Origin of the sequence: Paraburkholderia sp. SIMBA_030 (assembly GCF_046535245.1) — a bacterium.
Taxonomy (GTDB): domain Bacteria; phylum Pseudomonadota; class Gammaproteobacteria; order Burkholderiales; family Burkholderiaceae; genus Paraburkholderia.
In genome coordinates, this window is sequence record NZ_JAWRXB010000012.1 from 97,258 (window position 1) to 121,207 (window position 23,950).

General features: G+C 63.4%; 18 protein-coding genes and 1 pseudogene. 14 read left to right on the plus strand and 5 right to left on the minus strand.

All coding sequences use genetic code 11. The features are described 5' to 3' along the window. Positions 1-115: 115 nt before the first annotated feature. Together SB772_RS21470 and SB772_RS21475 are read left to right on the plus strand one after the other, a co-directional pair. A complete protein-coding gene (locus SB772_RS21470) occupies positions 116-1,168 on the plus strand; it encodes a rod shape-determining protein (RefSeq protein ID WP_410835214.1) in 1,053 nt (350 codons plus the stop codon). Between the two features lie 248 nt (positions 1,169-1,416). Continuing rightward, entirely contained in the window at positions 1,417-2,205 is a 789-nt protein-coding gene (locus SB772_RS21475) for an alpha/beta fold hydrolase (RefSeq protein WP_410835351.1), read from the plus strand. A gap of 57 nt (positions 2,206-2,262) precedes the next feature. On the opposite strand, the gene SB772_RS21480 is transcribed toward SB772_RS21475, so the two are convergent. Beyond that, positions 2,263-2,664 (minus strand): hypothetical protein, encoded by a 402-nt coding sequence (locus tag SB772_RS21480; protein ID WP_410835215.1) that lies wholly within the window; start codon positions 2,662-2,664, stop codon positions 2,263-2,265. Between the two features lie 392 nt (positions 2,665-3,056). Between SB772_RS21480 and gltA the strand changes: the two genes are divergently transcribed. The 10 genes and pseudogenes from gltA to SB772_RS21530 all read left to right on the plus strand — a co-directional run bounded on the left by gltA (position 3,057) and on the right by SB772_RS21530 (position 13,016). After that, on the plus strand, positions 3,057-4,355 hold the full coding sequence (gltA, locus tag SB772_RS21485; RefSeq protein ID WP_410835216.1) for a citrate synthase: 1,299 nt from the start codon (positions 3,057-3,059) through the stop codon (positions 4,353-4,355). A gap of 286 nt (positions 4,356-4,641) precedes the next feature. After that, on the plus strand, positions 4,642-6,921 hold the full coding sequence (locus SB772_RS21490) for a glycogen debranching N-terminal domain-containing protein (protein ID WP_410835217.1): 2,280 nt from the start codon (positions 4,642-4,644) through the stop codon (positions 6,919-6,921). 145 nt (positions 6,922-7,066) lie between these two features. Continuing rightward, complete coding sequence (locus tag SB772_RS21495) at positions 7,067-7,921, plus strand: MurR/RpiR family transcriptional regulator (protein ID WP_410835218.1); 855 nt, start codon at positions 7,067-7,069, stop codon at positions 7,919-7,921. 21 nt (positions 7,922-7,942) lie between these two features. Next, complete coding sequence (locus SB772_RS21500; protein WP_410835357.1) at positions 7,943-8,158, plus strand: hypothetical protein; 216 nt, start codon at positions 7,943-7,945, stop codon at positions 8,156-8,158. Next, positions 8,101-8,262: pseudogene (locus SB772_RS21505) on the plus strand (carboxymuconolactone decarboxylase family protein); the annotation flags it as partial. The gene SB772_RS21500 and the pseudogene SB772_RS21505, both read left to right, overlap by 58 nt. A gap of 326 nt (positions 8,263-8,588) precedes the next feature. Beyond that, positions 8,589-9,014 (plus strand): OsmC family protein, encoded by a 426-nt coding sequence (locus tag SB772_RS21510; protein ID WP_042325152.1) that lies wholly within the window; start codon positions 8,589-8,591, stop codon positions 9,012-9,014. A 145-nt stretch (positions 9,015-9,159) separates the two neighbouring features. Continuing rightward, positions 9,160-10,008 carry an oxaloacetate decarboxylase gene (locus SB772_RS21515; RefSeq protein ID WP_410835219.1) on the plus strand — a complete coding sequence of 283 codons (849 nt, stop codon included), beginning with the start codon at positions 9,160-9,162 and terminating at the stop codon, positions 10,006-10,008. Positions 10,009-10,078: 70 nt separating this feature from the next. Beyond that, positions 10,079-10,717 (plus strand): TetR/AcrR family transcriptional regulator, encoded by a 639-nt coding sequence (locus SB772_RS21520; protein ID WP_410835220.1) that lies wholly within the window; start codon positions 10,079-10,081, stop codon positions 10,715-10,717. Between the two features lie 30 nt (positions 10,718-10,747). Further along, positions 10,748-12,259 (plus strand): MFS transporter, encoded by a 1,512-nt coding sequence (locus tag SB772_RS21525; RefSeq protein ID WP_410835221.1) that lies wholly within the window; start codon positions 10,748-10,750, stop codon positions 12,257-12,259. A 484-nt stretch (positions 12,260-12,743) separates the two neighbouring features. Next, positions 12,744-13,016 (plus strand): YodC family protein, encoded by a 273-nt coding sequence (locus tag SB772_RS21530; protein ID WP_410835222.1) that lies wholly within the window; start codon positions 12,744-12,746, stop codon positions 13,014-13,016. 5 nt (positions 13,017-13,021) lie between these two features. Here the strand turns inward: SB772_RS21530 and SB772_RS21535 are convergent, their stop codons facing one another. Both SB772_RS21535 and SB772_RS21540 read right to left on the minus strand, forming a co-directional pair. Next, positions 13,022-13,225: a DUF2938 family protein gene (locus SB772_RS21535; RefSeq protein ID WP_410835223.1), complete on the minus strand. Its 204-nt coding sequence runs from the start codon at positions 13,223-13,225 to the stop codon at positions 13,022-13,024. A 60-nt stretch (positions 13,226-13,285) separates the two neighbouring features. After that, the gene (locus tag SB772_RS21540; protein WP_410835224.1) at positions 13,286-13,606 is read right to left on the minus strand and encodes a superinfection immunity protein; all 321 of its coding nucleotides are present in this window, start codon (positions 13,604-13,606) and stop codon (positions 13,286-13,288) included. Positions 13,607-13,799: 193 nt separating this feature from the next. Here SB772_RS21540 and SB772_RS21545 point away from each other — a divergent pair, with 193 nt between their 5' ends. Continuing rightward, positions 13,800-15,263, plus strand: a complete 1,464-nt coding sequence (locus SB772_RS21545; RefSeq protein WP_410835225.1) for a M20 family metallopeptidase — start codon at positions 13,800-13,802, stop codon at positions 15,261-15,263. A gap of 489 nt (positions 15,264-15,752) precedes the next feature. Next, a complete protein-coding gene (locus tag SB772_RS21550) occupies positions 15,753-16,643 on the plus strand; it encodes a crotonase/enoyl-CoA hydratase family protein (protein WP_410835226.1) in 891 nt (296 codons plus the stop codon). Positions 16,644-16,866: 223 nt separating this feature from the next. Here SB772_RS21550 and pdeR read toward each other — a convergent pair whose 3' ends face one another. Both pdeR and SB772_RS21560 read right to left on the minus strand, forming a co-directional pair. Then, on the minus strand, positions 16,867-18,870 hold the full coding sequence (pdeR, locus tag SB772_RS21555) for a cyclic di-GMP phosphodiesterase (RefSeq protein WP_410835227.1): 2,004 nt from the start codon (positions 18,868-18,870) through the stop codon (positions 16,867-16,869). A gap of 298 nt (positions 18,871-19,168) precedes the next feature. Then, positions 19,169-23,806 (minus strand): DEAD/DEAH box helicase, encoded by a 4,638-nt coding sequence (locus SB772_RS21560; protein WP_410835228.1) that lies wholly within the window; start codon positions 23,804-23,806, stop codon positions 19,169-19,171. Positions 23,807-23,950: the final 144 nt, after the last annotated feature.

Below are 23,950 nucleotides of genomic sequence, written 5' to 3' on the forward strand. Positions count from 1 at the left end.
CCGCGCGGACCGCGCAGCGCCCGTCAGGGCGAACCACGCGGCACGGGTGACCGGGGGCGCATTTTCCAGACTGCCCGGTGGTAAGGGCGGATAACGACATACCCAGAGCCTTCCTATGGCCAGACCGACGCCGTATTACCCGCTTTTCGATCGCCTGTTCCGTCCTGCCGTGGCGGTGGACCTCGGCACGGCCAACACCCTGATCCATACCGACGATGGCGGCATCGTGCTGAATCAGCCGTCGGTCGTCTGTTTCGAGAAACAGCCTGCCGCCGGACAAAAGCGCGTTGCCGCGGTCGGCACCGAAGCGCGGCAAATGCTCGGCCGGGCGCCGCGCAATCTCGTGGCAGTGCGGCCGATGCGGCACGGCGTCATCGCCAATTTCTCGGCCGCCGAGCACATGATCCGGCAATTCGTCGACATGGCGCGCCCGCGGCCGCTGTTCAGCCGCCGCGCCGCTTTCACGCTGTGCGTGCCGGCGGGCGCGACCCAGGTCGAGCGTCGCGCGATCAAGGAAGCCGCGGTGGCGGCCGGCGCGTGGAAGGTGAGTCTGATCGGCGAATCGCTGGCGTCGGCGGTCGGCGCGGGCCTGTCGGTGTCGGAGGCGACTGGTTCGATGGTGGTCGATATCGGCGGCGGCACCACCGAAGTCGGCGTGATCGCGCTGGGCGGCATGGCGTATAGCGGCTCGATTCGCGTCGGCGGCGACAGCTTCGACACGGCGATCGTCAATTACGTGCGCAATCTGTACGGCGTGCTGCTCGGCGAGCAAACGGCAGAACACGTCAAGAAGAGCATCGGTTCGGCCGTGCGCGACGTGCCGATGGAGCTGATGAACGCGACCGGGCGCAGCGCCGACGACGGGCTGCCGCGCACGGTTCAGTTGAGCAACCACGATATCGCCGATGCGATCGACGGCCCGCTGCGTCAGGTGATCGGCGCGGTGAAGCGCGCGCTTGAAACGGCGCCGGCCGAGCTGGTGACCGATATCGCGCATAGCGGCATTGTGCTGACTGGCGGCGGTGCGCTGCTCGGCAATCTTGGCCGGCGGTTGACCAACGAACTGGGCCTGGATGTCCGCGTCGCCGACGAACCGCTGACTTGCGCGGTGCGCGGCGCGGCCGCGGCGGCGGCGGCCGGTTTGCTGGATGAACGCACGTACGAGTGACGTGCCGCGAGAGTGACGTCCCGCGCATCGCGCGCCGTACGACGTAAGCTTCGGCGCGCATCTGGCGCCTATGTGACAATACGCGACGCGTCCCATTTGCCGAGACGCAAGCTCGCTTTCCTTTCCCCGACTGTTTCGAGCCGGCGCCGCTGAATGCGGGCGTTGCCGCGCCGTCCGTGAATCCACCTGTGAATCAGCCTGTTTCCGCCTCGTCTCCATCCTTTGTCGAACTGCAAAGCGGCTTGCGCATGCCTTACGTCGAAGCCGGCGCGGGCGAACTGCTGCTGTTCGTGCACGGTTCGCTGTGCGATTACCGCTATTGGCAGCCGCAACTCACCGGACTTTCGAAGCATTACCGCTGTGTCGCGGTGAGTCTCACGCACTACTGGCCGGCGACCGATACCGGGACGGACCTGCCGTTCAGCTGGAGTGCGCATGCGAATGAAGTGGCCGGGTTCATCGAACGTTTCGGCGCAGGGCCGGCGCACGTGGTGGGGCATTCGCGTGGCGGCTGCGTGGCCTATCATTTCGCGCGGCGCCATCCCGAACAGGTGCGCACCTTGACGCTGGCCGATCCCGGCGGCCCGTTGCAGATCGCCGGGCGGCCACCCGCGCGTTTGCCGGAAACAGTCAACGCGTTGCGCGCCAAAGCCGCGCAACTGATCGAAGCAGGCGAGGTGGATGCCGGCTTGCAGTTGTTCGTCGATTCGGTGAGCCGTCCCGGCTTCTGGGCGATGAGCACGCCGGGCTTTCGCAGGATGGCGACCGACAACGCGCACACGCTCGCGCGCCAGTTCCGCGATCCGTTGCCCGCGTACGTACCCGAGGATGCCGCCGAGGTACGCTGCCCGGTGCTGCTGATCGACGGCGAAAAGAGCCCGGACATGTTCCGGCGCACGGCGACCGCACTGCAATCGTGGCTGCCGGACCCGCGCCGCGAAACGGTGCGCGGCGCGTCGCACGGGATGAACCTCGCGCATCCGGCCGCGTTCAATCGCTATGTCGACGAATTCATTCGTGCAGTGGGCGCACGCTGAGCGCGCGTCCGGTTCCGCGCGGCGATGCGCGCGCGGGCGATCGGCACGCGACGAAGCTCAAGCTTTGCGATGCGCGTCGGTGTCGAGTGCGCGTTCCGCCGCTTCGCCAACGAGGCCGTGGTAATACAGATGCACGCCGATCGCGAGCGAGTCGTTGCGAATTTCGTGGAATGCTTTCCACGCCTTTACCGGGTCTTTGAACAGCAGGTAGTGCGCTTCGTGCGCGAGCAGATCCGCCACTTCATGCAGACCGTGGCCGTGCAGTACGTTCACCAGCGCATCGAGACTGTGATGGGTGCGTGCGTCGGTACGCGGATAGAGCATATGCAACACCGCGACGTTTTGCGTCTTCAGCGCCGCCGACAGAGCGACGACGATGTCCTGATGATTCAGCGCGGTGACGATGCTGTCTTCGTTGTGGACGTGATCCGGAAACAGCGTTTCGAGAGAGGCGTTCATCTGGTCCTTCCTGTTCTTCTGGCTGATTAAAAAAGCCCGCCGTAGGACGGCGGGCCAAAGACAGCGATGTGCTTGCAGGGGAAGCAAAACACGGATCCAGTATCGCAGAGCCGCCGCGCTTGTGCTGCTCGGCTGCCGCAAAACATTGTTGCATTGCGCGCACCAACTTTCATTGAACCGGCAAGGCAGGTTAGTGCGTGCAGTGCATTTCTGCCCGGCATCTGCACGAGGTTTTTCAGGCAACGAATGTTGCGCCAGTCGAGATGGATTGTTGCAACCAATCGGCACAATCAATGCCGCGTCGAACCGTAGAATGCGAAGCGGAGCCTGGGCATGCGCGACGATCGAGCATGCCGGCACGTGTGCGATGTGACAGTAAAGGAAACGTGTAGATGAATTCGAAGACACACGCGACGCTGAGCTTTTCCGACAGCGACCAGACAATTGAATTGCCGATTTACCAGGGCACGCTCGGGCCGGATGTCATCGACATCCGCAAACTGTACGGCCAGACCGGCAAGTTCACCTACGACCCGGGCTTCATGTCGACGGCGGCCTGCAATTCAGAGATCACGTATATCGACGGCGACAAGGGCGAACTGCTGTATCGCGGCTACCCGATCGACAATCTCGCGCAAAGCGCCGACTTCCTCGAAACCTGCTATCTGTTGCTGAAGGGCGAGCTGCCGAGTGCGCAGGAGAAGGACGCGTTCGTGACGACCGTCACGCAGCACACGATGGTTCACGAGCAGATGCATTTCTTCTTCCGTGGCTTTCGCCGCGACGCGCACCCGATGGCGATTCTGGTGGCGGCGGTGGGCGCGTTGTCGGCGTTTTATCACGACTCGCTGGACATCAATAACCCGCTGCACCGTGACGTGTCGGCGATTCGCATGATCGCCAAGCTGCCGACGCTGGTGGCGATGGCATATAAGTACACCGTGGGCCAGCCGTTCGTGTATCCGAAGAACGACTTGTCGTATAGCGCGAATTTCATGCGGATGATGTTCGCCAATCCGGCGGAGGAATATGAGGTCAACGACGTGCTGGTGCGGGCACTCGATCGCATTCTGATCTTGCACGCCGACCATGAGCAGAATGCTTCGACCTCGACGGTGCGGTTGGCAGGGTCGTCGGGTGCGAATCCGTTTGCCTGTATTGCGGCGGGTATCGCTTGCTTGTGGGGCCCGGCACATGGCGGCGCGAATGAAGCTGCGCTGAATATGCTGGAGGAGATCGGCTCGGTCGACAACATTCCCGAGTTCATCGCGAAAGTGAAGGACAAGAACTCCGGCGTGAAGCTGATGGGTTTTGGCCACCGCGTGTACAAGAATTACGATCCTCGTGCGAAGCTGATGCGTGAGACTTGCCACGAAGTGCTGGAAGAGTTGGGGCTGCATGATGACCCGCTGTTCAAACTTGCGATGGCGCTCGAGAAGATCGCTCTTGAAGACGAGTACTTCGTGTCGCGGAAGCTGTATCCGAATGTCGATTTTTATTCCGGCATCGTGCAGCGGGCTTTGGGCATCCCTACGGCGATGTTTACCTGTATCTTTGCGATGGCTCGGACCGTCGGATGGATTGCGCAGTGGAACGAGATGATTGCCGATCCGGAGCAGAAGATTGGGCGCCCACGGCAGCTCTTTGTCGGGCAGAGCCAACGGGAAGCTAAAGCGCTCGCACAAAGGTAGTTTTTTGCCTTTGGCGGCGGCATTGTCGGTGTGCCCGCGCGTTGGGGTTTTGCTGGTTTTTTTGCCTGCGCGGCACACAGCGAGAAAGCGCCGCGCAGGCAAACACCCAAACGCAAAACAACAAGACCCTCTGCATCTCCCGTGCCACGAAAACCCGAAACTCGCATGTGTTAAGGTCGTCTGACGCGCATGGACCTTCTACAATCGGAACCGATGGCGGAACCCCAAACCGCCGGCGGAAACCCGAAACCGGAAGGCAAACGCGAACACCATAGGAGCGACCCTGATGCAGCAGCCAGAAGCCCTCGGCGGCCTATCCCACTCGGGCGGAATCGACCACCACGATCTCGAGCCGGACGGCGTATTCATCCCGACGGAAAATTTAAACGTCGCCAGCGCTACCCAGCATGTGCTGAAGTCGGGCGACACTTTCATCGTCAACGACCCCCTCGGCGATATCACCGGCCATGACGACGGCCTGTTCGTCAACGACACCCGCGTCCTCTCGCAACTGCGCCTCACCTTCGGCGGCCGCGCACCGTCCCTATTGTCGGGCAGCGTCAGCAGCGACAACACCTCATTCACCGCGCATCTGACCAACCGCCCGTTGCCGCCGCTTGGCGGCGACAGCACCCCCGAAGGCGTGATCCACGTCGAGCGCGTGCGCGTGCTGTCCGGCACCGTGCTCAACGAAGCCATCGAACTCACCAACTACGGCACGAGCGACGCCGTGGTACCGCTGTCGATCTCCTTCGCCAGCGACTTCCGCGACATGTTCGAAGTGCGCGGTCTCAAGCGCGATAAACAGGGCCGTGTGGAACCGGCGCGCATCGAGAACCGCGAGGTGCTGCTCGGCTACGTCGGTCTCGACGATGTGGCCCGCAACGTGCGGATCGCCTTCTCGCCGGAGCCGGACAAGCTGTTCGCCGACCGCGCCGACTACACCGTGAAGCTGTCGGCGCAAGCGTGTGTGTCGATCTATCTGTCAGTCGCCGTACAGGTCGTCGCACAAGCGGACAGTCCCGGCGCGGGCGTCTCCAAGCCGACGCACGCGTTGAGCGAAGCCCATCTGTCGCAAATCGACGCGGAACGCCCGCGCGTCGGCCGCGCTGCGGTGCGCGCCGCGCTGGTCGATGCCCACCTCGTGATGCGCGAACGGCGCCGTGCCACCGCGCGCGTTCGTTCGAGCAATCCGCTGTTCAACGCGTGGATCGACCGCTCGCTCGCCGACCTCGGTCTGCTGACAACCGATCTCGCCACCGGCCCGTATCCGTATGCCGGCATCCCCTGGTTTTCGACGCCGTTCGGCCGCGACGCGGTCATCACGTCGTTGCAATCGCTCTGGCTGCAACCGCAATTGGCGGCCGGCGTGCTGCGTTTTCTCGCCGAGCATCAGGCGCGCGAGAATTTGCCGTTTCGCGATGCCGCGCCCGGCAAGATCATGCACGAGATGCGCAAGAGCGAAATGGCCGCGACCGGTGAAGTGCCGTTTGCGCTGTACTACGGCGGCGTCGACACCACGCCGCTGTTCATCGTGCTGGCCGGTGCCTATGCGGCACGCACGGGCGATCTCGCGCTGATCGACGAATTGTGGCCGGCGCTCGAGCGCGCGGCGCAGTGGGTCGCGGGCGTCTGCGACAAGAACCGTTACGGTTTGCTCGACTATCAGCGCGAGTCGGATGGAGGACTCGCGAATCAAGGCTGGAAAGACAGCCACGATTCGGTATTCCACGCCGACGGCCATTTTCCCGATGGCCCGATCGCCTTGGTCGAAGTGCAGGCGTACGCCAGCGCGGCGTTCGACACCATGGCCCACTTCGCCAAACTGCGTGGCCTGCCCGAGCCGGCGGCGCACTATCGGGAGCGGGCGAAAAAAATCCGCCAGTGCGTCGAAGAAAAATACTGGATGGAAGAGTCCGGTTTCTACGGCATCGCGCTCGACGGACACGGCGAACTGTGCCGCGTGATGGCGTCGAATGCGGGGCATCTGCTGGCCTTCGGCCTGCCCGCGCGCGAGCGCGGCGAAGCGGTGGTGCGCGCGCTCGACTCGACGCTGTTTCACACCGGCTGGGGCGTGCGCACGCTGGCCGCGAGCCAGGCGCGCTTCAACCCGATGGCGTATCACAACGGCTCGGTCTGGCCGCATGACAACGCGCTTTGCGCGCGCGGCCTGTCGCGCTACGGCGGCAAGGCGTCGGCGGTGAAGCTGTTGCAGGCGTTGTTCCAGGCCGCGGTCAATTTCGACATGCGCCTGCCCGAGCTGTTCTGCGGTTTCCCGCGGCGGCGCGGCGAGCCGCCCACCGCCTATCCGGTCGCCTGCCTGCCGCAGGCATGGGCTGCGGGGTCGCCGTTCATGATGCTCGAAGCCTGTCTCGGCATCACGATCGATGCGGTCAAACGCGAAGTGCTGATCGAACAGCCGATGCTGCCCGAAGGTATCGACTGGCTCGAAGTCGGCGATTTGCGGGTGGGCGATGCGTTTGTGTCGATCACGTTCCGGCGCATCGGCGACAAGGTCGTCGCATCGGCCGAGCAGGGCGACGTGCGGGTGGTCGCGCTGCTTTAACTGGACGCTTAATCACGCACTGAACCCGGCACTGAACCAGACACTCGAGCAGCCACGCCAGGCACGCTGGAAGTGCTGTTGGATGCGATGTGCCGGGTGGTAACATTTGTTGTCATCCTTATCGACCGTTCGCCCGGTACATCGCATGCCAGACAGTTTCGACCAGCTTGCCGCCCTGATCCGGGCGCGCTTCTCCGAACTGAGTCCGCAGTTCCAGATGGGCGCAGGTTTCCTGCTCGATCATCCCGACGAAGTCGCGGTCTCGTCGATGCGCAAAGTGGCCGAGCGGGCACAGGTGCAACCGGCGTCGCTGGTGCGGTTGTCGCAGCAACTCGGTTTTCCCGGCTGGAACGAATTGCGCAACCTGTTCGTTGCACGCGTGCGTACCAGGCCCGAGCCGCTCACCAGCCGCGCACGCTCGCTGGTCAAATCGAAAGACGCGCTGGCGAACGATCTGTTGGTCGCACAACAACACAACCTCGAAGTCACTGCCGCGCACAACGGTCGCGCGATCGTCGAAGCGGCGCGTCTGCTGCGCCGCGCGCCGCATGTGCATGTGGCGGGTTTTCGCTCCTGTTATGCGGTCGCGTTCGGTCTCGTCTACGGCTATCGGTTTTTCCGCTCGTCGGTGTCGCTGCTCAACGGCGAGGCCGGCACGCTTGAGATGCAGTTGCGTACGGTCGAGCGCGATAGCGCCACCGTCGTTATCAGTTTCGCGCCGTATTCGGTGGAAGCGGCGCGCGTCGCCGAAGCCGCGTTGGAAAAGGGCAGCAAGCTGATAGCGATTACCGATAGCGCGGTCTCGCCGGTCGCGCTGAACGCCGACAAGGTGCTGATCTTTTCACACGAAAGCCCATCGTTCTTTCCGTCTCTGGTGGCGGCCACGGCGATCGCGGAATCGCTGGTCGCGCATCTGCTTGCACTCGAAGGAGCGGGCGCGGTCGAGCAGCTCGATATCGCCGAGCAGTCGCTGCATGCGAAGGGCGCGTATGTTTCTTGAATGTGCCTTGATTTTCCTCGTTTGATTCAAGCGGATTACTTCCGTGGAGCAAGGCTGCTTCGTTCGTATCACGGCCGTACGGTGGTGGGTGCGACGGCCGGCGCGGTGCCGCCGGTGCGCGAGTACTTTCGCAAGATTCGCGCGGTGTGCGATCGCTACGGTGTGCTGCTGATTCTCGACGAGATCCGGACGCGACGTATGCGGAGGCGGTCGAGCGCTTCGGACACGAAGTGGTGATCAACCTGGTCGGCTTGCTCGGCTACTACGCCCTGGTGGCGATGACGCTGAACGTGTTCGGCATGCGCGCGGTGGGGCAGGAGAGTTTGCCGTTCGCCGAGTAGCGGGTTGGGATGCCGGCCTTGAGCGCGTTTATTTTTCGGAGGGCAAGTAAAAAAGCGCCTTTCCATGGAAAGATTGTTGCGAATTTTGAAATGGTCTGGGAGCGGCTTCACGGGCCTGCATCGTCACGACGTTGGCACGCGGAAGCGCCTATTATGAAGTTCGGTCCACGTCCGCGCCCGCAGCGCCGCGCGGCATGCCCCGAAGGAAGTCTTCCTGGGGGACTCGCGATCGATGCCGAAGCCGCAAGCACCCGGACGGGACCGTTGCGGCGGGCATCATGTTCGGTTGTGGAGCGGCGTCAGGCAGGGCACAACAGGAGAGAACGATGAAGCGCAAGGCATCGGCAGTCTGGCAAGGCGGCCTGCAAGACGGTAAAGGTTCGATTTCCACCGACAGCGGCGTCCTCAAGGAGACGCAATACTCGTTTTCGACACGTTTCGCGGACGGCATCGGCACGAATCCGGAGGAGCTGATTGCGGCTGCGCACGCGGGTTGTTTTTCGATGGCGTTATCGGCGGAACTGGGCAAGGCCGGCATCACGCCCGAACGTATCGGCACCACGGCAACCGTCACGCTCGACAAGGATGGCGGCGGCTTTTCGATCACCGCGGTGCATCTCGATGTGGCGGTGAAGATCCCCGGCGGTGACAAAGCCGCATTCGACAAAGCCACCGCGGACGCCAAAGCGGGCTGCCCGGTATCGAAGGTATTGAACGCAACGATCACGATGGACGCGAAGCTCGAAACCTGAGCGCGTGGTTCTTCTGCCGCGAAGATAGTCGAGGCCGGCGAGCGGGTAGCACGCGCCGCCGGCATCGACCTGTCGATCGACACTCACGACGACCCGCTTGCGCGCTTCGCGCGCGGCGCGGTCGTCGTCTTCAATGGAACCGTCAATGACAACGCAAACAGAAAAGGCACGGCAATTCCAGTCTTATCACGCAGCCAATGAGGCTTTCATCATCCCGAATCCGTGGGACATCGGCACCGCGCGCTTGCTGGCGCTGGCCGGCTTCAAGGCGCTCGCGACCAGTAGCGCCGGCTACGCATTTTCGCGCGGCTTGCCGGATAACGCGGTCGGCCGCGCACAGATGATGGTGCACCTCGCCGAGATCGCCGGCGCGACCGATTTGCCGGTGAGTGCCGATCTGGAGAACGGTTTCGGCGACGCGCCGGAAGATGCCGCTGAAACGATCAGGCAAGCGGCGGCCGCAGGGGTGGTCGGCGGCTCGATCGAGGATGCGACCGGCCGCGCGGACGAACCGATCTACCCGTTCGAGGCCGCGGTGGAACGGGTGCGCGCGGCCGCCGAAGCGGCTCGCTCCCTGCCGTTTCCGTTCACGCTGACGGCACGCGCCGAGAATTACCTGCTCGGCCGGGCCGATCTCGACGATACGATCCGGCGACTGCAGGCCTATCAGGACGCCGGCGCCGACGTCCTCTACGCGCCCGGTTTGAAGACGCGCGAAGAGATCGCCGCGGTGGTCAGCGAGCTTGAGCGGCCGGTCAACGTGCTGATGGGCTTACAGGGCGTGCTGCTCAGCTTCGACGAATTGCAGGCGCTGGGCGTGCGGCGGGTGAGTGTGGGCGGATCGCTCGCGCGTGCGGCGCTCGGTGCGTTCCTGCGGGCGGCGTATGAAATGCGCGATCACGGCACCTTCACCTATACGAAAGACGCTGCCAGCGGCAATGAAATCAATCAGCTTTTCACCACCGCATCGCAGAAGTGGCAGAAAGAGCGATGAGACAGCCCTGACCCTCCGGCTACGAGAACTCGCCTTGATTTCTTGAACGGATAGTCATAATATCCGTCACATGAAGCAATCTGGCAATTCCAACAAATCCGCAAAAAAAGGTGGCGAGATCTGCCCTCGGGGCCGGCCGCGCGAGTTTGACACGGACACCGTGCTGGCGAGCGCGAGTCAGGTTTTCTGGAGTCACGGCTATCACGCCACCTCGATCGACGATCTCTGCAAGGCGACCGGCCTGCTGCGCGGCAGCCTGTACGGCGTGTTCGGCGACAAGCACGGCATCATGCTGGCTGCGCTCGATCATTATGCGGAGGGCTCGGTCGCGCGGCTGGCTGAACGGCTGAATGCGCCGGTCGCGCCGGAACAGGCATTGCGCCACGCTTTGATGCATTACGCGCGGGTCGCGGGCGCGCTGACGGGCGAGCGCAGTTGTTTTATCACCAACACCACGCTGGAAATGCAACCCGGCGACGACGAACTGCGCACGCGCGTCGCGGCGATCCAGCGCCGTATGGCGACGTTGCTGGCGGCGGCGGTGATTCGGGGCCAGGCGAGCGGCGCATTCAATTCGACACTCGATGAAAAGGCCGTCGGCGACTTCCTGCTGTGCGTGATGCAAGGATTGCGCGTGCTCGGGCGGGTCGCTCATGGAGAAGACGCACTCACGAGCATCGTGGACGTCGCCATGCGCGCGCTCGTCTAATTTTTTTACCTATTTTTTGAACGATCGGTCATGAATAGCGAAACCATCAGGTCCGCTCCGGCGGCATTTGCAGGACCCGCTGGACCCGCCGCCGCCAGCGTGTGCGCTGCTGAAAAGAGCGCGCCGCGCTTCGAGCGCCAAGGGCTCGCGCTCGCCGTGCTGTTCGTCGGCGCGTTTCTCGCGCCGCTCGACTATTTCATCGTGAACCTTGCGTTGCCGTCGATTCACGCCGGGCTGAATGCCAGCGACGCACAGTTGCAGCTCGTGGTATCCGCCTACGCGTCCGCGTACGCCGTGCTGCTGATCACGGGCGGGCGCCTGGGCGACCTGTACGGCCGACGCCGCATGTTCATGACCGGAATGGCGGCATTCGTGGTCGCCTCGGCATTGTGTGGTTTCGCCAGCAGCGGCCATATGCTGGTGATCTCGCGGATCGTGCAAGGGGTGGCGGCCGCGGTGATGGCGCCGCAAGTGCTGGCGACGATTCGCGCGGTCGTGCCGCTGCATCAGCAGACCAAAGTGATGAGCTTTTACGGCTTCATGTTCGGCATGTCGTCGATCGTCGGGCAACTCGGCGGCGGCGCGCTGATCACGTATCACCCGTTCGGACTCGACTGGCGCATCATCTTTCTGCTAAATATTCCGATCGGCATTCTCGCGTTCATCGGCACGTGGAAGTTCGTTCCGGAGAATCAGCCGGCCACGCGCACCGGCATCGACATGAAGGGCGTCGCGCTGCTCTCCGTGGTGCTGCTGCTCGTCATCTATCCGATGACGCACGGCCGCGAAGCCGGCTGGCCGGCATGGACCTTCGTGATGTTCGCGCTTGCCGTGCCGGCGTTCGCGCTATTCGTGGCGACCGAGCGGCGTGTCGAGCGGCGCGGCGGTCATCCGCTGGTGGATCTGCAATTGTTCCGCAACCCGGCGTTCGCACTGGGTCTCGTGCTCGCGTTCCTGTTCTATTGCAACAGCGCGTTTTTCCTAACCTACGGGATCTTCCTGCAAACCGGTTTGCACTGGAGCCCGCTCGCTTCGGGCATGGCCATCATGCCGTTCGCGGTCGGCTTCGTGGTCGGCCCACTGACCTCGCCGGCGGTGGTCAAGCGCATCGGGGGGCATGTGCTGACGCTCGGCTTTTCGATGATGACGGTCGGGTTCACGGTCACGGGCTGGTCCGCCACTCACGCCGCTACGCCGGACCTGCTGTTCTATTGCGGGCTGGTTTGCGCGGGCGTCGGCCAAGGCCTGCTGCTGCCGTCGATCATGCGCATCGTGCTGCTGGAGGTCGCGCCCGAGAAGGCCGGACTCGCGTCGGGCGTGGTGTCGTCGACCCTGCAGATCGGCTCGGCCTTCGGCACTGCGGCGATCAGCGGCGCGTTCTTCGGCGTGATCGGGGGCCGCTCGACGCCGGATGCGTACGCGCATGGGTTCCAGTACAGCCTCGCGATCAATGCGCTGCTCATGCTCGCGTGTATTGGTTTGAGCATGCTGCTGGTGCGGCATCAGCAATTGGCATTGCGCCGGGTTGCAGCGCCGCTTTGACGCGCGCGGAGAAAACGATTTCAACTACGACGCCTAAAAACTTTTATGCACTTTAAACAAAGTGCTTGCGCTGCATCGCGGATTTACCGGTGAGTTTTCCGTTCACAGGTAATTCCGCTTTGCTTTGATGACACTCAGAATAAAACCGAAATAAATCACCGGATGTAGATTGGACATGACAAGACCAGGGTGCATCTTTTACGTTCTGTTTCAGTCTCTGCCGTAAATTTTCCTATCGTGCGGTGCCGCATGGGCGTGGGTTTGCCGCTGTTTTTGAAGGGTTTTCCCGAACTCTTCAGCTGATAGGCCAAGTCGCAAAGGCATTTCTGTGCGGTTGAAAACGGTATCAATAAAAAGCGCTTGCGGTGGATAAATTCGATTGTTAATCTTGGCAAACTTTTTAGACGTTCTCTTCAGCAGATGAACGTTGCAATGCGCGTTTCAATGACTTAACGCCGCTCAACAGGTCCGTAGGGGATTGAATATGCCGACCGCTACCATTGACGAACTCCAAACACAACCAGCCGCCCGCTTCAGTGCTGGCGACGTCGTCACATTGAAGGAAGGCGGTCCGCGCATGACCGTGACCTATGCAGGTCCAGTCGCGCTCAATCCGGGCAACTGGCTGATTTGCGAATGGTTTGACGAGCACGGCGAACTGCGCCGCGAGATGTTTGGGTACGAGAGTGTGCGGGTCGAGCCTCGCTCGATTCCCGCGGGCTCCGTGCTGTGGGGCAGGATTGGCCGGGCAGCTTAAAGCCGCTAGTCAAAGCTCCGCCATTGAACTGTGCCCAATAAGCTCGTGACGCAGGCAGCCGCGTAGCGGCCGAGGCCGAAGATCGCGTGCGTGACCAGGCTGTGAAAGCGCGCGGCGGCGGAGTGGCGGAGCGTGCTGCTGGCGGCGATACCGGCACCCATGGTTGGCTGCATCGGAAAGAAGGGTGCCGCTACGACGCGCGGCAGCAAACGCGCCGCTAGCCGATCGCAGCCTGATCGCAGCCGGGTTGCTACCCGGTTGCCGCTTATTTAAGGCTGCTTATTTTCCGCCTGGTCACGCGCCGTTGCGCGCTTCTTCACGCGCATCAGAAGCGCCGACGAAAACGATCTCATCAGCACGACCTTGCGCGTCTTCACGATTTCGCCCTCGACATTCTTCGGCGGGTTCGGTTGTAGCGACCAGTAGAGCGCGAGCAGCCAGCCGAACCCTGTCCAGCCGATGCACGCGTTGAACAGCGCCAGCGTCAGCAGGTCGTGGCGCTTGCGGCGGTCCGCCAGAATCGACGGCAGGAAATACAGTGCCAACGCAAGCACCGCGGCGATGGCCTGAACGACGATGTTGCCACTCATAGCCCGCTTCCCCAATACGCGACGTATGCGACGATTGTCGCGCGATTGCCGTGTTTGCGCACCTGATTTGCCCCTTGCCAGGCGGAGCATCGCCAGCGCCTCGCGCGTGAAGACACGGCGAGGGGTTTAGCCGGTTCTTCATCAGGACTATTATGGGCGTTTCGACCGAACAGAACCCGAACGGACCGCCATCATGATCTCCGACGATACGACCCAGCACGCTCAGCGCATCAACCACGACACGCTACGCGAATTCGTAGACCGCAAATGGAACGACGAGATCGTGCCGGCACTGACGGACTACATCGCGGTGCCTGCCAAGAGTCCTGCGTTCGATCCCGACTGGGTCGCGCACGGCTATCTGGAGCGCGTGATCACCGATGCGGCGCAGTGGGCCGAACAGCAGCCGGTGCGCGGTCTGAAGCTGGAAGTGGTCCGTCTGCCGGGCCGCACGCCGGTGATTTTCTTCGAAACGGCCGCCACCCGTTCAGGCAGTGAGGAAACGATCGTGCTGTACGGCCACCTCGACAAGCAGCCTGAGTTCGACGGCTGGCGGAACGACCTCGGGCCGTGGACGCCGAAGCTCGAAAACGACAAGCTGTATGGCCGCGGCGGCGCCGACGACGGCTATGCGATTTATGCCAGCCTGACTGCGATCGCCGCGCTGGACGCGCAAGGCATCGAACGTCCGCGCTGCGTCGGCCTGATCGAAACGTGCGAGGAGTCGGGCAGTTACGATCTGCTGCCGTACGTCGACGCCTTGCGCGAACGCCTCGGCAAAGTGGGGCTGGTGGTATGCCTCGATTCCGGCGCGGGCAACTACGATCAACTGTGGCTCACTACTTCGCTGCGTGGCCTGGTGGCCGGCGACCTCGAAGTCCAGGTGATCGATGAAGGCATCCACTCGGGCGGTTACGGCGGCATCGTGCCGTCGAGCTTCCGCATCATGCGGCAACTGTTCGACCGCCTCGAAGACGCGTCCAACGGCAATCTGCTGCCGAAGGGTTTCCATTGTCCGATCCCGGCCGAGCGCCTGCGCGAAGCAGAGGCGACCGCCCAGATTCTCGGCGACGATGTCTGGAAGAAAATTCCGTGGGCCTGCGGCCAGGACGGCCGCCAGGTGCTGCCCACCACCACCGATCCGCAACAGGCCTTACTCAATTCGACGTGGCGTCCGTCGCTGTCCGTGACCGGTGCGGCCGGCTTGCCCGCTCTCGCCGATGCCGGCAACGTGCTGCGCCCGCGCACGGCGTTCAAGCTGTCGTTGCGGCTGCCGCCGCTCGTCGAGACGGAGAAAGCCGTCGCCGAACTGAAGGCGCTGCTCGAATTCGATCCGCCGTACAACGCCAAGGTGACCTTCAAGCCGGACGCGGGCGCGGCTACCGGCTGGAGTGCGCCCGATCTGGCGCCGTGGCTCGCGACGGCGCTCAACGACGCCTCGCGTCAGCACTACGGCGCGGACGTCGCGTACATCGGGCAGGGCGGCACGATCCCGCTGATGAACGTGCTGAAGGCCGGCTTCCCGCAGTCGCAGTTCATGGTGTGCGGCGTGCTCGGGCCGAAGTCGAACGCGCATGGGCCGAATGAGTTTCTGCACGTGCCGTATGGCAGGAAGCTGACGGCAGCCGTTGCCGAGGTGATCGCCGCCGCGCCTTGAGCGTGGCGCAGGCCGACCGCTGGTCGGCGCATCTGCTGCATCAGCGATTACGACGCCGCATTCGATTAGGCGGGTGAGTGAGTCACCCGCGCTTTCTATGCTATTTGAATACTGCGCAAATGACTGCCGCCGGCTGTCAGTCCAGCAATAGCAAACACAAATACCCGCAAGCTAAATTTTCGATTGCATTACCTAATCGAAAATTACTTCGTTTGCTTCGGCGTTCCGTCAAGAAATCCCCCACTTGCTCGCTCACTAATTACCCCCGGACCTGCTGGCTTCCTGCTGGCAATTTCGCCCATCTTCGGTGCGCAACCGTTTGCGCTCGCGTAGTGTTTTAAACCCGCAGTGCCCCCTCCCAGAGGCTTGCCCGGCGGGCCTTTGAACATGTTTTACATTCATCTGTTCGTTACCCCGCTCCCATCCGATTCTGGTCTGCTTTAGGCTCGCATTGCAATACCAATGTTTATCCTTAAAAGGACCGATCAAATGAATCTCCTCCATAACCACCACGCCTGCCGCCCATTCCTCGAAGCCGGCAATTTGTCGCAAGTCTCCGCTTACTACGAAGAAGGACGCAACGTCATGTGGATGATGTTGCGCGCGCAGCCGCGTCCCTGTTTTAACCTCGAACTGGTGCACGACATTCTGGGTCTCGCGCAGGCAGCGCGAGAGTCCGGCTTGCCGATCGACTTCTGGGTTACCGGTTCGTTGATTCCAGGCATGTTCAATGTGGGGGGCGACCTCGATTTCTTCGCCGACACGATTCGCTCGGGCAAGCGCCAGGAGCTGATGGCTTATGCGCGCGCCTGCGTCGATTGCGTGCATGCCGCGGCGCGCGGCTTCGATACGGGTGCGATTTCGATCGCAATGGTGGAGGGCACGGCACTTGGAGGAGGGTTCGAAGCCGCGCTGGCGCACCATTTCCTGCTCGCGCAAAACGACTCGCGCATGGGCTTCCCGGAGATCGCGTTCAATCTGTTCCCGGGCATGGGCGGCTATTCGCTGGTCGCGCGCAAAGCGGGCATGCGCCTCGCCGAAGAACTGATCGGCTTGGGCGAATCGCATACGGCCGAATGGTACTTCGGCAAGGGCCTCGTCGATCACCTGTTCGAGCCGGGCGAAGCCCATATGGCGACACGCACCTTCATCGACACGCTCAAGCCGAAGATGAACGGGATTCGCGCGATGCTGCGGGCGCGCCAACGCGTGCTGCAACTGTCCCGTGCCGAGCTGATGGAAATTACCGAAGACTGGGTGGATGCCGCCTTCACGATCGAGGAGAAGGACCTCGCTTTCATGGAGCGGCTCGTGATGCTGCAAAATCGCCGCAACGCCAACCTGCGCCAGACGGCGGCCGCCACGGCCAGCGTCGCCTGAATCGACCCTGGCCCCACGTCAATGCGCCGCGACGGGGACTTCCTTCGGGGCGTCCCCCAAGGGGACTTCCTTCGGGGCGCCCCCCACGGGACTTCCTGCGGGGCGCCCCCCACGGGACTTCCTGCGGGACGCCCCCCAAGGAGACTTCCTGCGGGGCGTCCCCCAAGGAGACTTCCTGCGGGGCGTCCCCCAAGGGGACTTCCTTCGGGGCGCGCGGAAAAGCTCAGGCAATCAGTCTGAGCTTCTGCCTATCCTGCAGCCAGCGTTCGAATTCCGCGGCCGGCATGGCCTGACCGTACAGGAAGCCTTGCACGTAGTCGACGCCCAGCCCCTTCATGAACATCTCTTCCGATTCGGTTTCGATGCCTTCGGCGACCACCTTGAAGTTCAGTTCCTGAGCGACCGCCACCATCGAGCGCACCAGCGCTTGCGCTTTGGTATCCGAGTTGATCGAGCGCACGAAGCTGCGATCGAGCTTGACGACGTCGAGCGGAATGCGGCCCAACTGCGACAGCGACGAATAACCAGTGCCGAAGTCGTCGAGGTGGACCTGTGCGCCGAGTTGGCGGAATTGCGTGATCAGATCGATCGCGGCCGCTTCGTCCTCGATCAGGCAACTTTCGGTGAGTTCGAGGTCGATCAGACACGGGTCGAGCCTGGCGCGTTGCAGCGCTTCGCTGAAATGCCGGACCACGGCGGTATCGACCAGTTGCCGCGCCGACACGTTGATCGCGACGCGCAGGTTGTAACCGTCCGCCTTCCATTTGGCGGCTTGCCTCGCCGCCGTTTCCATGACCCAGCGGCCGAGCACGCCGATCAGTCCGGATTCTTCCGCATAGCGGATGAACTCGTTCGGCATGATTTGCCCGCGTTCCGGCGAATTCCAGCGCACCAGCGCCTCGACGCCTTGCACGGCGCCGGTGGCGAGCACCAGCTTGGGCTGATAGTGCAGCGTCAGTTGACCCTCGTCGAGGCCGCGGCGCAAGTTGGTGTCGAGCCACATGTACTCGGCGACCTTGCGGTTCATTTCCGGCGAGAACACGCGGTAGGTGCGCTTGCCTTCGTCTTTGGCGACGTACATCGCCGTATCCGCCGAACGGATCACCGATTCGAGGTTGTCGCCGTGCTGCGGATAAAGTGCGATGCCAATCGAGCAGCCGGTGTAGACCTCGACCAGCCCGAGGCTGAACGGGGTGCGCAGACGTTCGAGAATGCGCTGCGCGGTGGCTTCGAGTTCGTGGGCGGTGCCTTTGGCGGCGAGCACGATGAATTCGTCGCCGCCCAGACGCGCGAGCGTGTCGTCTTCGTTCAGGCAGGTGCGGATGGCCGCCGACACGTCGCGGATCAGCCGGTCGCCGAATACGTGACCGTAGTGATCGTTGACCTTTTTGAAGTTGTCGAGATCGAGGAACAGCACGCCGACCGATTCGCCTTCGCCGGCTTCTTCGATGGCGGCGCGAATCCTGTCCTGGATCGCGTTGCGATTGGCGAGGCCGGTGAGCGAATCGGTATTCGCCAGTTCGGTGAGCCGTTCCTGCGCGCGCCGTTCTTCGGTGATGTCGGTGCCGGAGCAGATCAGGAATTGCTCTTCGACGCCGCTGCCGCTGTGCACGAACTTGTTGCGAAACAGGAACAGCCGTTCGCCTTGCAGGGTTTTGACGCGCCGCTCGACTTCGTATGACACGCCGCGATTGAAGAAGCCGGTGATGTTCTGGCTCGACGCGGCGCCTGCCTCGGTGGACATGAACAGCGCCCACACATTGCGGCCGATGATGTCTTCTTCTTTCACGCCGGTGAGTTCTTCGGCGAGGCGGTTGAAGCGCTGTATCCGGCCATGCCTGTCGACGATGACGACCACCGAGTTGACTTCCGAGACGACCTGTTCGGCGAACGACAGACCGTGGACCAGATCGCGGGCGACGGATTCCGTATCGTCGTAGGCCGAGGCGGTGCCGGCCCAGGCATTGCTGGAGAGTTTTTTGCCGACGAGGTGCAGACGCAGCGGTTCGCCGAACAGCCGGACGTCGAGGATGAGACTCGAGGTGACGCCGGTGAGGCAACGAATTTGGGAAGCCTGCTGGGGATTCAGCGGAATGGCGACATTGGCGGGCACGTCGCCGGTGACCGGAGTGAGTTCCAGCGCATTGCTGTCGTTCGACAAACGCCAGCATGGACTGCTCGTGCCGAACTGCGCATAAAGCACCTGGTCGTCTTGGTCGTTGTTCATGAGATCCCCGGCGGAGTGTGCCTGCGGGCCTACGGTGGTTGCGGGCTGACGGCCAAACAGTCTTCATCAGATGTAAGACTTGCCCCATTGTAGCGAAGCGGCTGGCGTTCGGGCTTATAAACATTAACGGTGTGGTAAGCCGCGGACTTTAATTTTTTGTCGCCGGTGCGGCTGGCGTGGTTCGGGCTCTGGTTTTTGCCGTCCCGGCGGGTTGGGCTGTTTGCCTGCCCGGCGCTTTTTAGCCGTGTGCCTGTGGCGTTGGCACATTCCCAATGCCCACGCAAAAGACAAAAAAACCTCAGAACCTCCGAGCCAACACCCTTCGAGCCAACTCGCGCTCGGAGGGCACCACCTCAATTGAAGGTTGAAACCAGAAAACTCCCGCGACGAGCGTCGCAACAACGAGCCCATCGCGATACAAAACCCGATTCCCCGCGACAGCGGGGACGCGGTCACCGACCAGCAACGTACCCACAAGGTTCAAAGGATCCGTCCCGGCGACACAAACAAAAGCACCATCGTTCGCATGTCGCCGAACTTCCCGCAATAAAGGAATCGCCTCCGGCAAAGCAAACTGCTCTCCGGCAAGGCCATTGACAAAGCGGCCACCACGCACGAGCCCGCGCGCTTCGAGCCGCTGAAACACCCGCAATAAATCCCGCCATGGCGGCAGCCACTCCGCCTCACGTTCGAGCAAACGCCAGAACACCACCCCGTAGCGCCGCAAGAAAGTCATCGCGACATGCTCGAGCACCTCCGGTGCAAACTGCTGCCGCCGGGCCGGCACATTCTCCGCCCCAGCGGCGGCAACAACAGCGCGACGGCTGACCAATGCCCAGCGCCCGGCGTCGTCCATCCCGCCGATCAGCGCGCTCGGCCTGCCGCGGCGGCTACCGGTAAACGCGCTACGTTTGGCGGCCGGCTTCAACAGCGCACGCAATCCGGCAAAACTATCGGAATTCACCAGGCCCGCGGCAACCAGCTCGCCCAGTGCGTTTTCCAGTTCCATACGCAGCACGTGCACATCGGTCAGCAATTCGTCGAAGAACATCGCGCCGTGTTGCAGCAGCGCGTCGTACACGGCCTGCGCACGGGCGGACAACTCCGGTTGTTTCGACTGATCGAGCAACGCGCTCCATACGCTCACCTGACGCCGCGGCAGCAGCACGATCGGCGTGCCGCGTACCGGCCCGCTGGCGCCGCGCGCGCGCTCGGTCAGACGCGTCCAGACAATCTTGCCGGCACGGCACAATTCGTCGAGCGAAGTATTCGAATACGCTTTCACGCGCGCCGGCAGAATGTCTTCTTCCCATGCGCCCGCAGCGGCCTGGAAACCTTCCAGCTGATCGAGCGCCGCCGCCAGCGCGTCGCGTCCTTCACGGCGCGTATCCGGCGTCAAATGCTGCCATTCGAACAGAAAACGCATGAAGTCATGCCGCTCCACTGGTTCGATCTCGCGCCGCAAACGCTTGACGGTGTAGCGGTGAATCCGCGCCAGCAAATGACGCTCGCACCATTCTTCTTCTGCCGTGCCCGGCGTGAAGCGGCCGCGCATCACGTAACCTTCGGCTTCGAGGCGTGTGAGCGTCTGTTCGATCGAAGCAGCGGGCCACGTCAATGCCTGCGCAATCGCGCGCACCGGCAGCGGGCCGAAGCCCGTCAGCCGCGCGCGCAGAACCTCGAGCAGCGCGTCGTCGGCGGTCCAGTCTTCCGTATAGCCTTTCGGTGCTTGCAGCGGAGGTTCGCACGGCGCGCCGGGGTAGAGCGCCTGCCAACAGGTCAGGCGTTCGGCGGGCAGCCACAGTGCGTCGGCGGCGGCGATCTGCATGCGCGTCGCGCGGCCGGATTCGGCGAGCGATGTCAGCCATGCTTGCCAGCCCTCGTTGTCGCGTGCTTCGGCGTCGGTGACGCATGCAAGGCCGGTCAGCGCTTCGTGCATCTCGTCGGCGTTGCGCGCCTGCGGCCAGGCTTCGTCACGCACGCTGTCGATGGCGTCCGCATCGAGCGCGCCGAGGTCGTCGACGCAAGACGGGTCGGTCCAGCGGCGGTTCAGCACGGCCTGAGTGCGGCGTTCTTCGATCGGCGCGTCGTCGAGATAGGCGTACGGTTTCGCATTGAGGATTTCGGCGGCGAGCGGCGACGGCGCCGGCAAATCGCGCGCAATCAGCCGCACCTCGCCCTGTTCGATAAGGCGCAGCAGTGCCAGCCAGCGCTCGCTGTCCATCGCGTCGTGCAGACAATCGTCGACGGTTTGGTCCACTAAAGGATGGCGCGGCAGTTCGCGCTCGCCGACGACGTTTTCCAGACACGCGGCCTGCTCGGGAAACACGCTCGCCAGCAAATCTTCGCTGCGCATGCGCTGCAATTGCGGCGCGGTCTTGCGTCCGCCGGTGTAACGCGGCAGCCCGAGCGCGACGGTCGCATTCCAGCGCCAGCGCACGCCGAACAGCGGCGCATCGAGCAGCGCCTGAATCAGCAGATGCTCGGCGCTGTTCGAATGCAGATAACGCCACACCTCATCGAGTACGAACGAATGGCTGCCGGTCAGCGACAGCACGATCGCGTCTTCGGTCGCGGCGGCTTGCAATTCGAAGTTGAAGGTGCGGCAAAAACGCTTGCGCAGCGCGAGGCCCCACGCGCGATTCACGCGGCTGCCGAACGGCGCATGGATCACCAGTTGCGTGCCGCCGGATTCGTCGAAGAAACGTTCCATCACCAGCGTGTTTTGCGTCGGCAGTACGCTCAATGCGGCGCGCGCCCGTGCGAGATAGTCGACGATCTGCCGCGCGGCGGCTTCGTCGAGACCGATCGTATCGACGAGCCAGTCGATCGCGCGTTCGAGGCGTGGCGTCATCGACTGAGTTTGAAGCGGCGGCGCTTCGGCGACAGCCAGTGCTGTCATGCCATGAGCGGCGCTTGAACTTCCCGCTGCGGATAACGCTGTCGTTGTGTGCGACCCCGCCGTCGCGGCGGAGGCTGCCCGTTTGGACTTGCGTCGTCGCGAAGGCGGCTCGCCGATCGAAACCACCGCATCAGCCTCCGGATCCTTGCCATCGAGCAAGCGGCCGATCTGCTCGCGCAAACGCGCGACGCCGAACGACAGTTCATCGCTGCGCCCAGGCGCTTCGCCGAGCCAGAACGGAATGTTCGGCGGCTGTCCCTGCGCGTCCTCGACCCGCACGCGGCCGCTCTCGATCCGCAGAATCCGGTACGACGCATTGCCGAGCTGGAACACGTCGCCGGCCAGGCTCTCGACCGCGAAATCCTCGTTGACGGTGCCGATGTTGACCGCCTGCGGCTCTAGCACCACGGCGTAGTCGGCATTCTCGGGAATCGTGCCGCCGGAGGTCACCGCGACCAGTTTGCCGCCGCGCCTGCCGCGCAGGGTGCCGCTCACCACGTCGCGATGGATATAAGCGCCGCGTGGACCGTTGCGGCTCGTATAGCCTTCGACGAGCATGCGCAGCACGGCGTCGTATTGCTCGCGTTCGAGCCCGGCGTACGGGGCCGCACGGCGCATCAGCTCGAACAACGCGTCCTCGTTCCATTCGGCGCTCGATACTTCGGCGACGATCTGTTGCGCCAGCACATCGAGCGGCGCGCGCGGAATCCGCAGGGCGTCGAGTTCGCCGCGTCGCACGCAATCGAGCAGCGCCGCGCATTCGATCAGATCGTCGCGCGAGGTCGGAAAGAGCCGGCCCTTCGGCATGCCGCCGACATGGTGGCCCGAGCGTCCGACGCGTTGCAGGAACGGCGCGATCGCGCGCGGCGAACCCATCTGGCAGACCAGATCGACGTCGCCGATATCGATGCCCAGTTCCAGCGAGGCGGTGGCGATCAGCACGCGCAGTTCGCCGCGCTTCAGGCGCTGCTCCGCATCGAAGCGATGCTCCTTGGCGAGACTGCCGTGATGCGCGGCGACCGCCTCCTTGCCGAGCCGCTCGGTCAGATGGCGTGCTGCGCGCTCGGCCATGCGGCGCGTGTTGACGAAAATCAGCGTGGTGCGGTGCAGAGCGATCAGTTCGGCGAGGCGGTCGTAGACGCGCTCCCACACTTCGTTGGGCATCACCGCTTCGAGCGGCACGGGCGGAATTTCCAGCGCGAGATCGCGCTCGCGGATATGGCCCACGTCGACGATCGCGCACGCCGCGGGAATCTCGCTATCGATGCTCGCGCCGCCCACCAGAAAGCGCGCCACCGCGCTAATCGGCTTTTGCGTCGCCGACAGGCCAATGCGTGGCAGGCGCCGCTGACATAGCGCGTCGAGCCGTTCGAGGCTGAGCGCCAGATGACTGCCGCGCTTGCTGCCGGCGAGCGCATGAATTTCATCGACGATCACCGTGCGCACGGTGCACAGCATGCGCCGGCCGGAATCCGAGCCGAGCAGCACGTAGAGCGATTCCGGCGTGGTCACGAGGATATGCGGCGCGCGCTTCTTCAACGCGTTGCGTTCCTGCTGCGTGGTGTCGCCGGTGCGCACTGCGGTGCGGATGTCGAGCGGCGGCAAGCCGCGCTGCGCGAGTTCTTCGGCGATACCTTGCAAAGGCATTTGCAGATTGAGGCGGATGTCGTTGGACAGCGCCTTCAGCGGCGAGACGTAGACCACCAGGGTTTCGTCGGGCAGCACGCCGCCGTTGGCGAGGCCCTTGTGCACGAGGTCGTCGAGCGCGGACAGGAAGGCGGTAAGGGTCTTGCCCGAACCGGTCGGCGCGGCGACCAGGGTGGAGCGGCCAAGGCGAATCTGCGGCCAGGCGGCGGCCTGGGCGTCGGTGGGAGCGGGAAAGGTCCTGAGGAACCAGCCGGCGACCGCCGGATGAAAACCGTCCAGCGCGCTAGCTGTGGACGAGCCTTCAGTTGCGCCTACGGGCGCACCGAAAGTCGGGGCGGAAGTCGAGGTCGGCGTCATGCTGGCGTAATTGGGGGCGCGGCGTGCCATATCCAAGGGCGGCGAGGGCCGACCCATTGCGAGATTCAGGAGCCAGTCTGGCAGGTTTTTGCGGGCTTTGCCGAGGGCGTCTCCGAATAATCGTGAGGAGCCTGAAGCATGAGTTCGCGTGGCGACTCGTGCGGAATTTCGCCA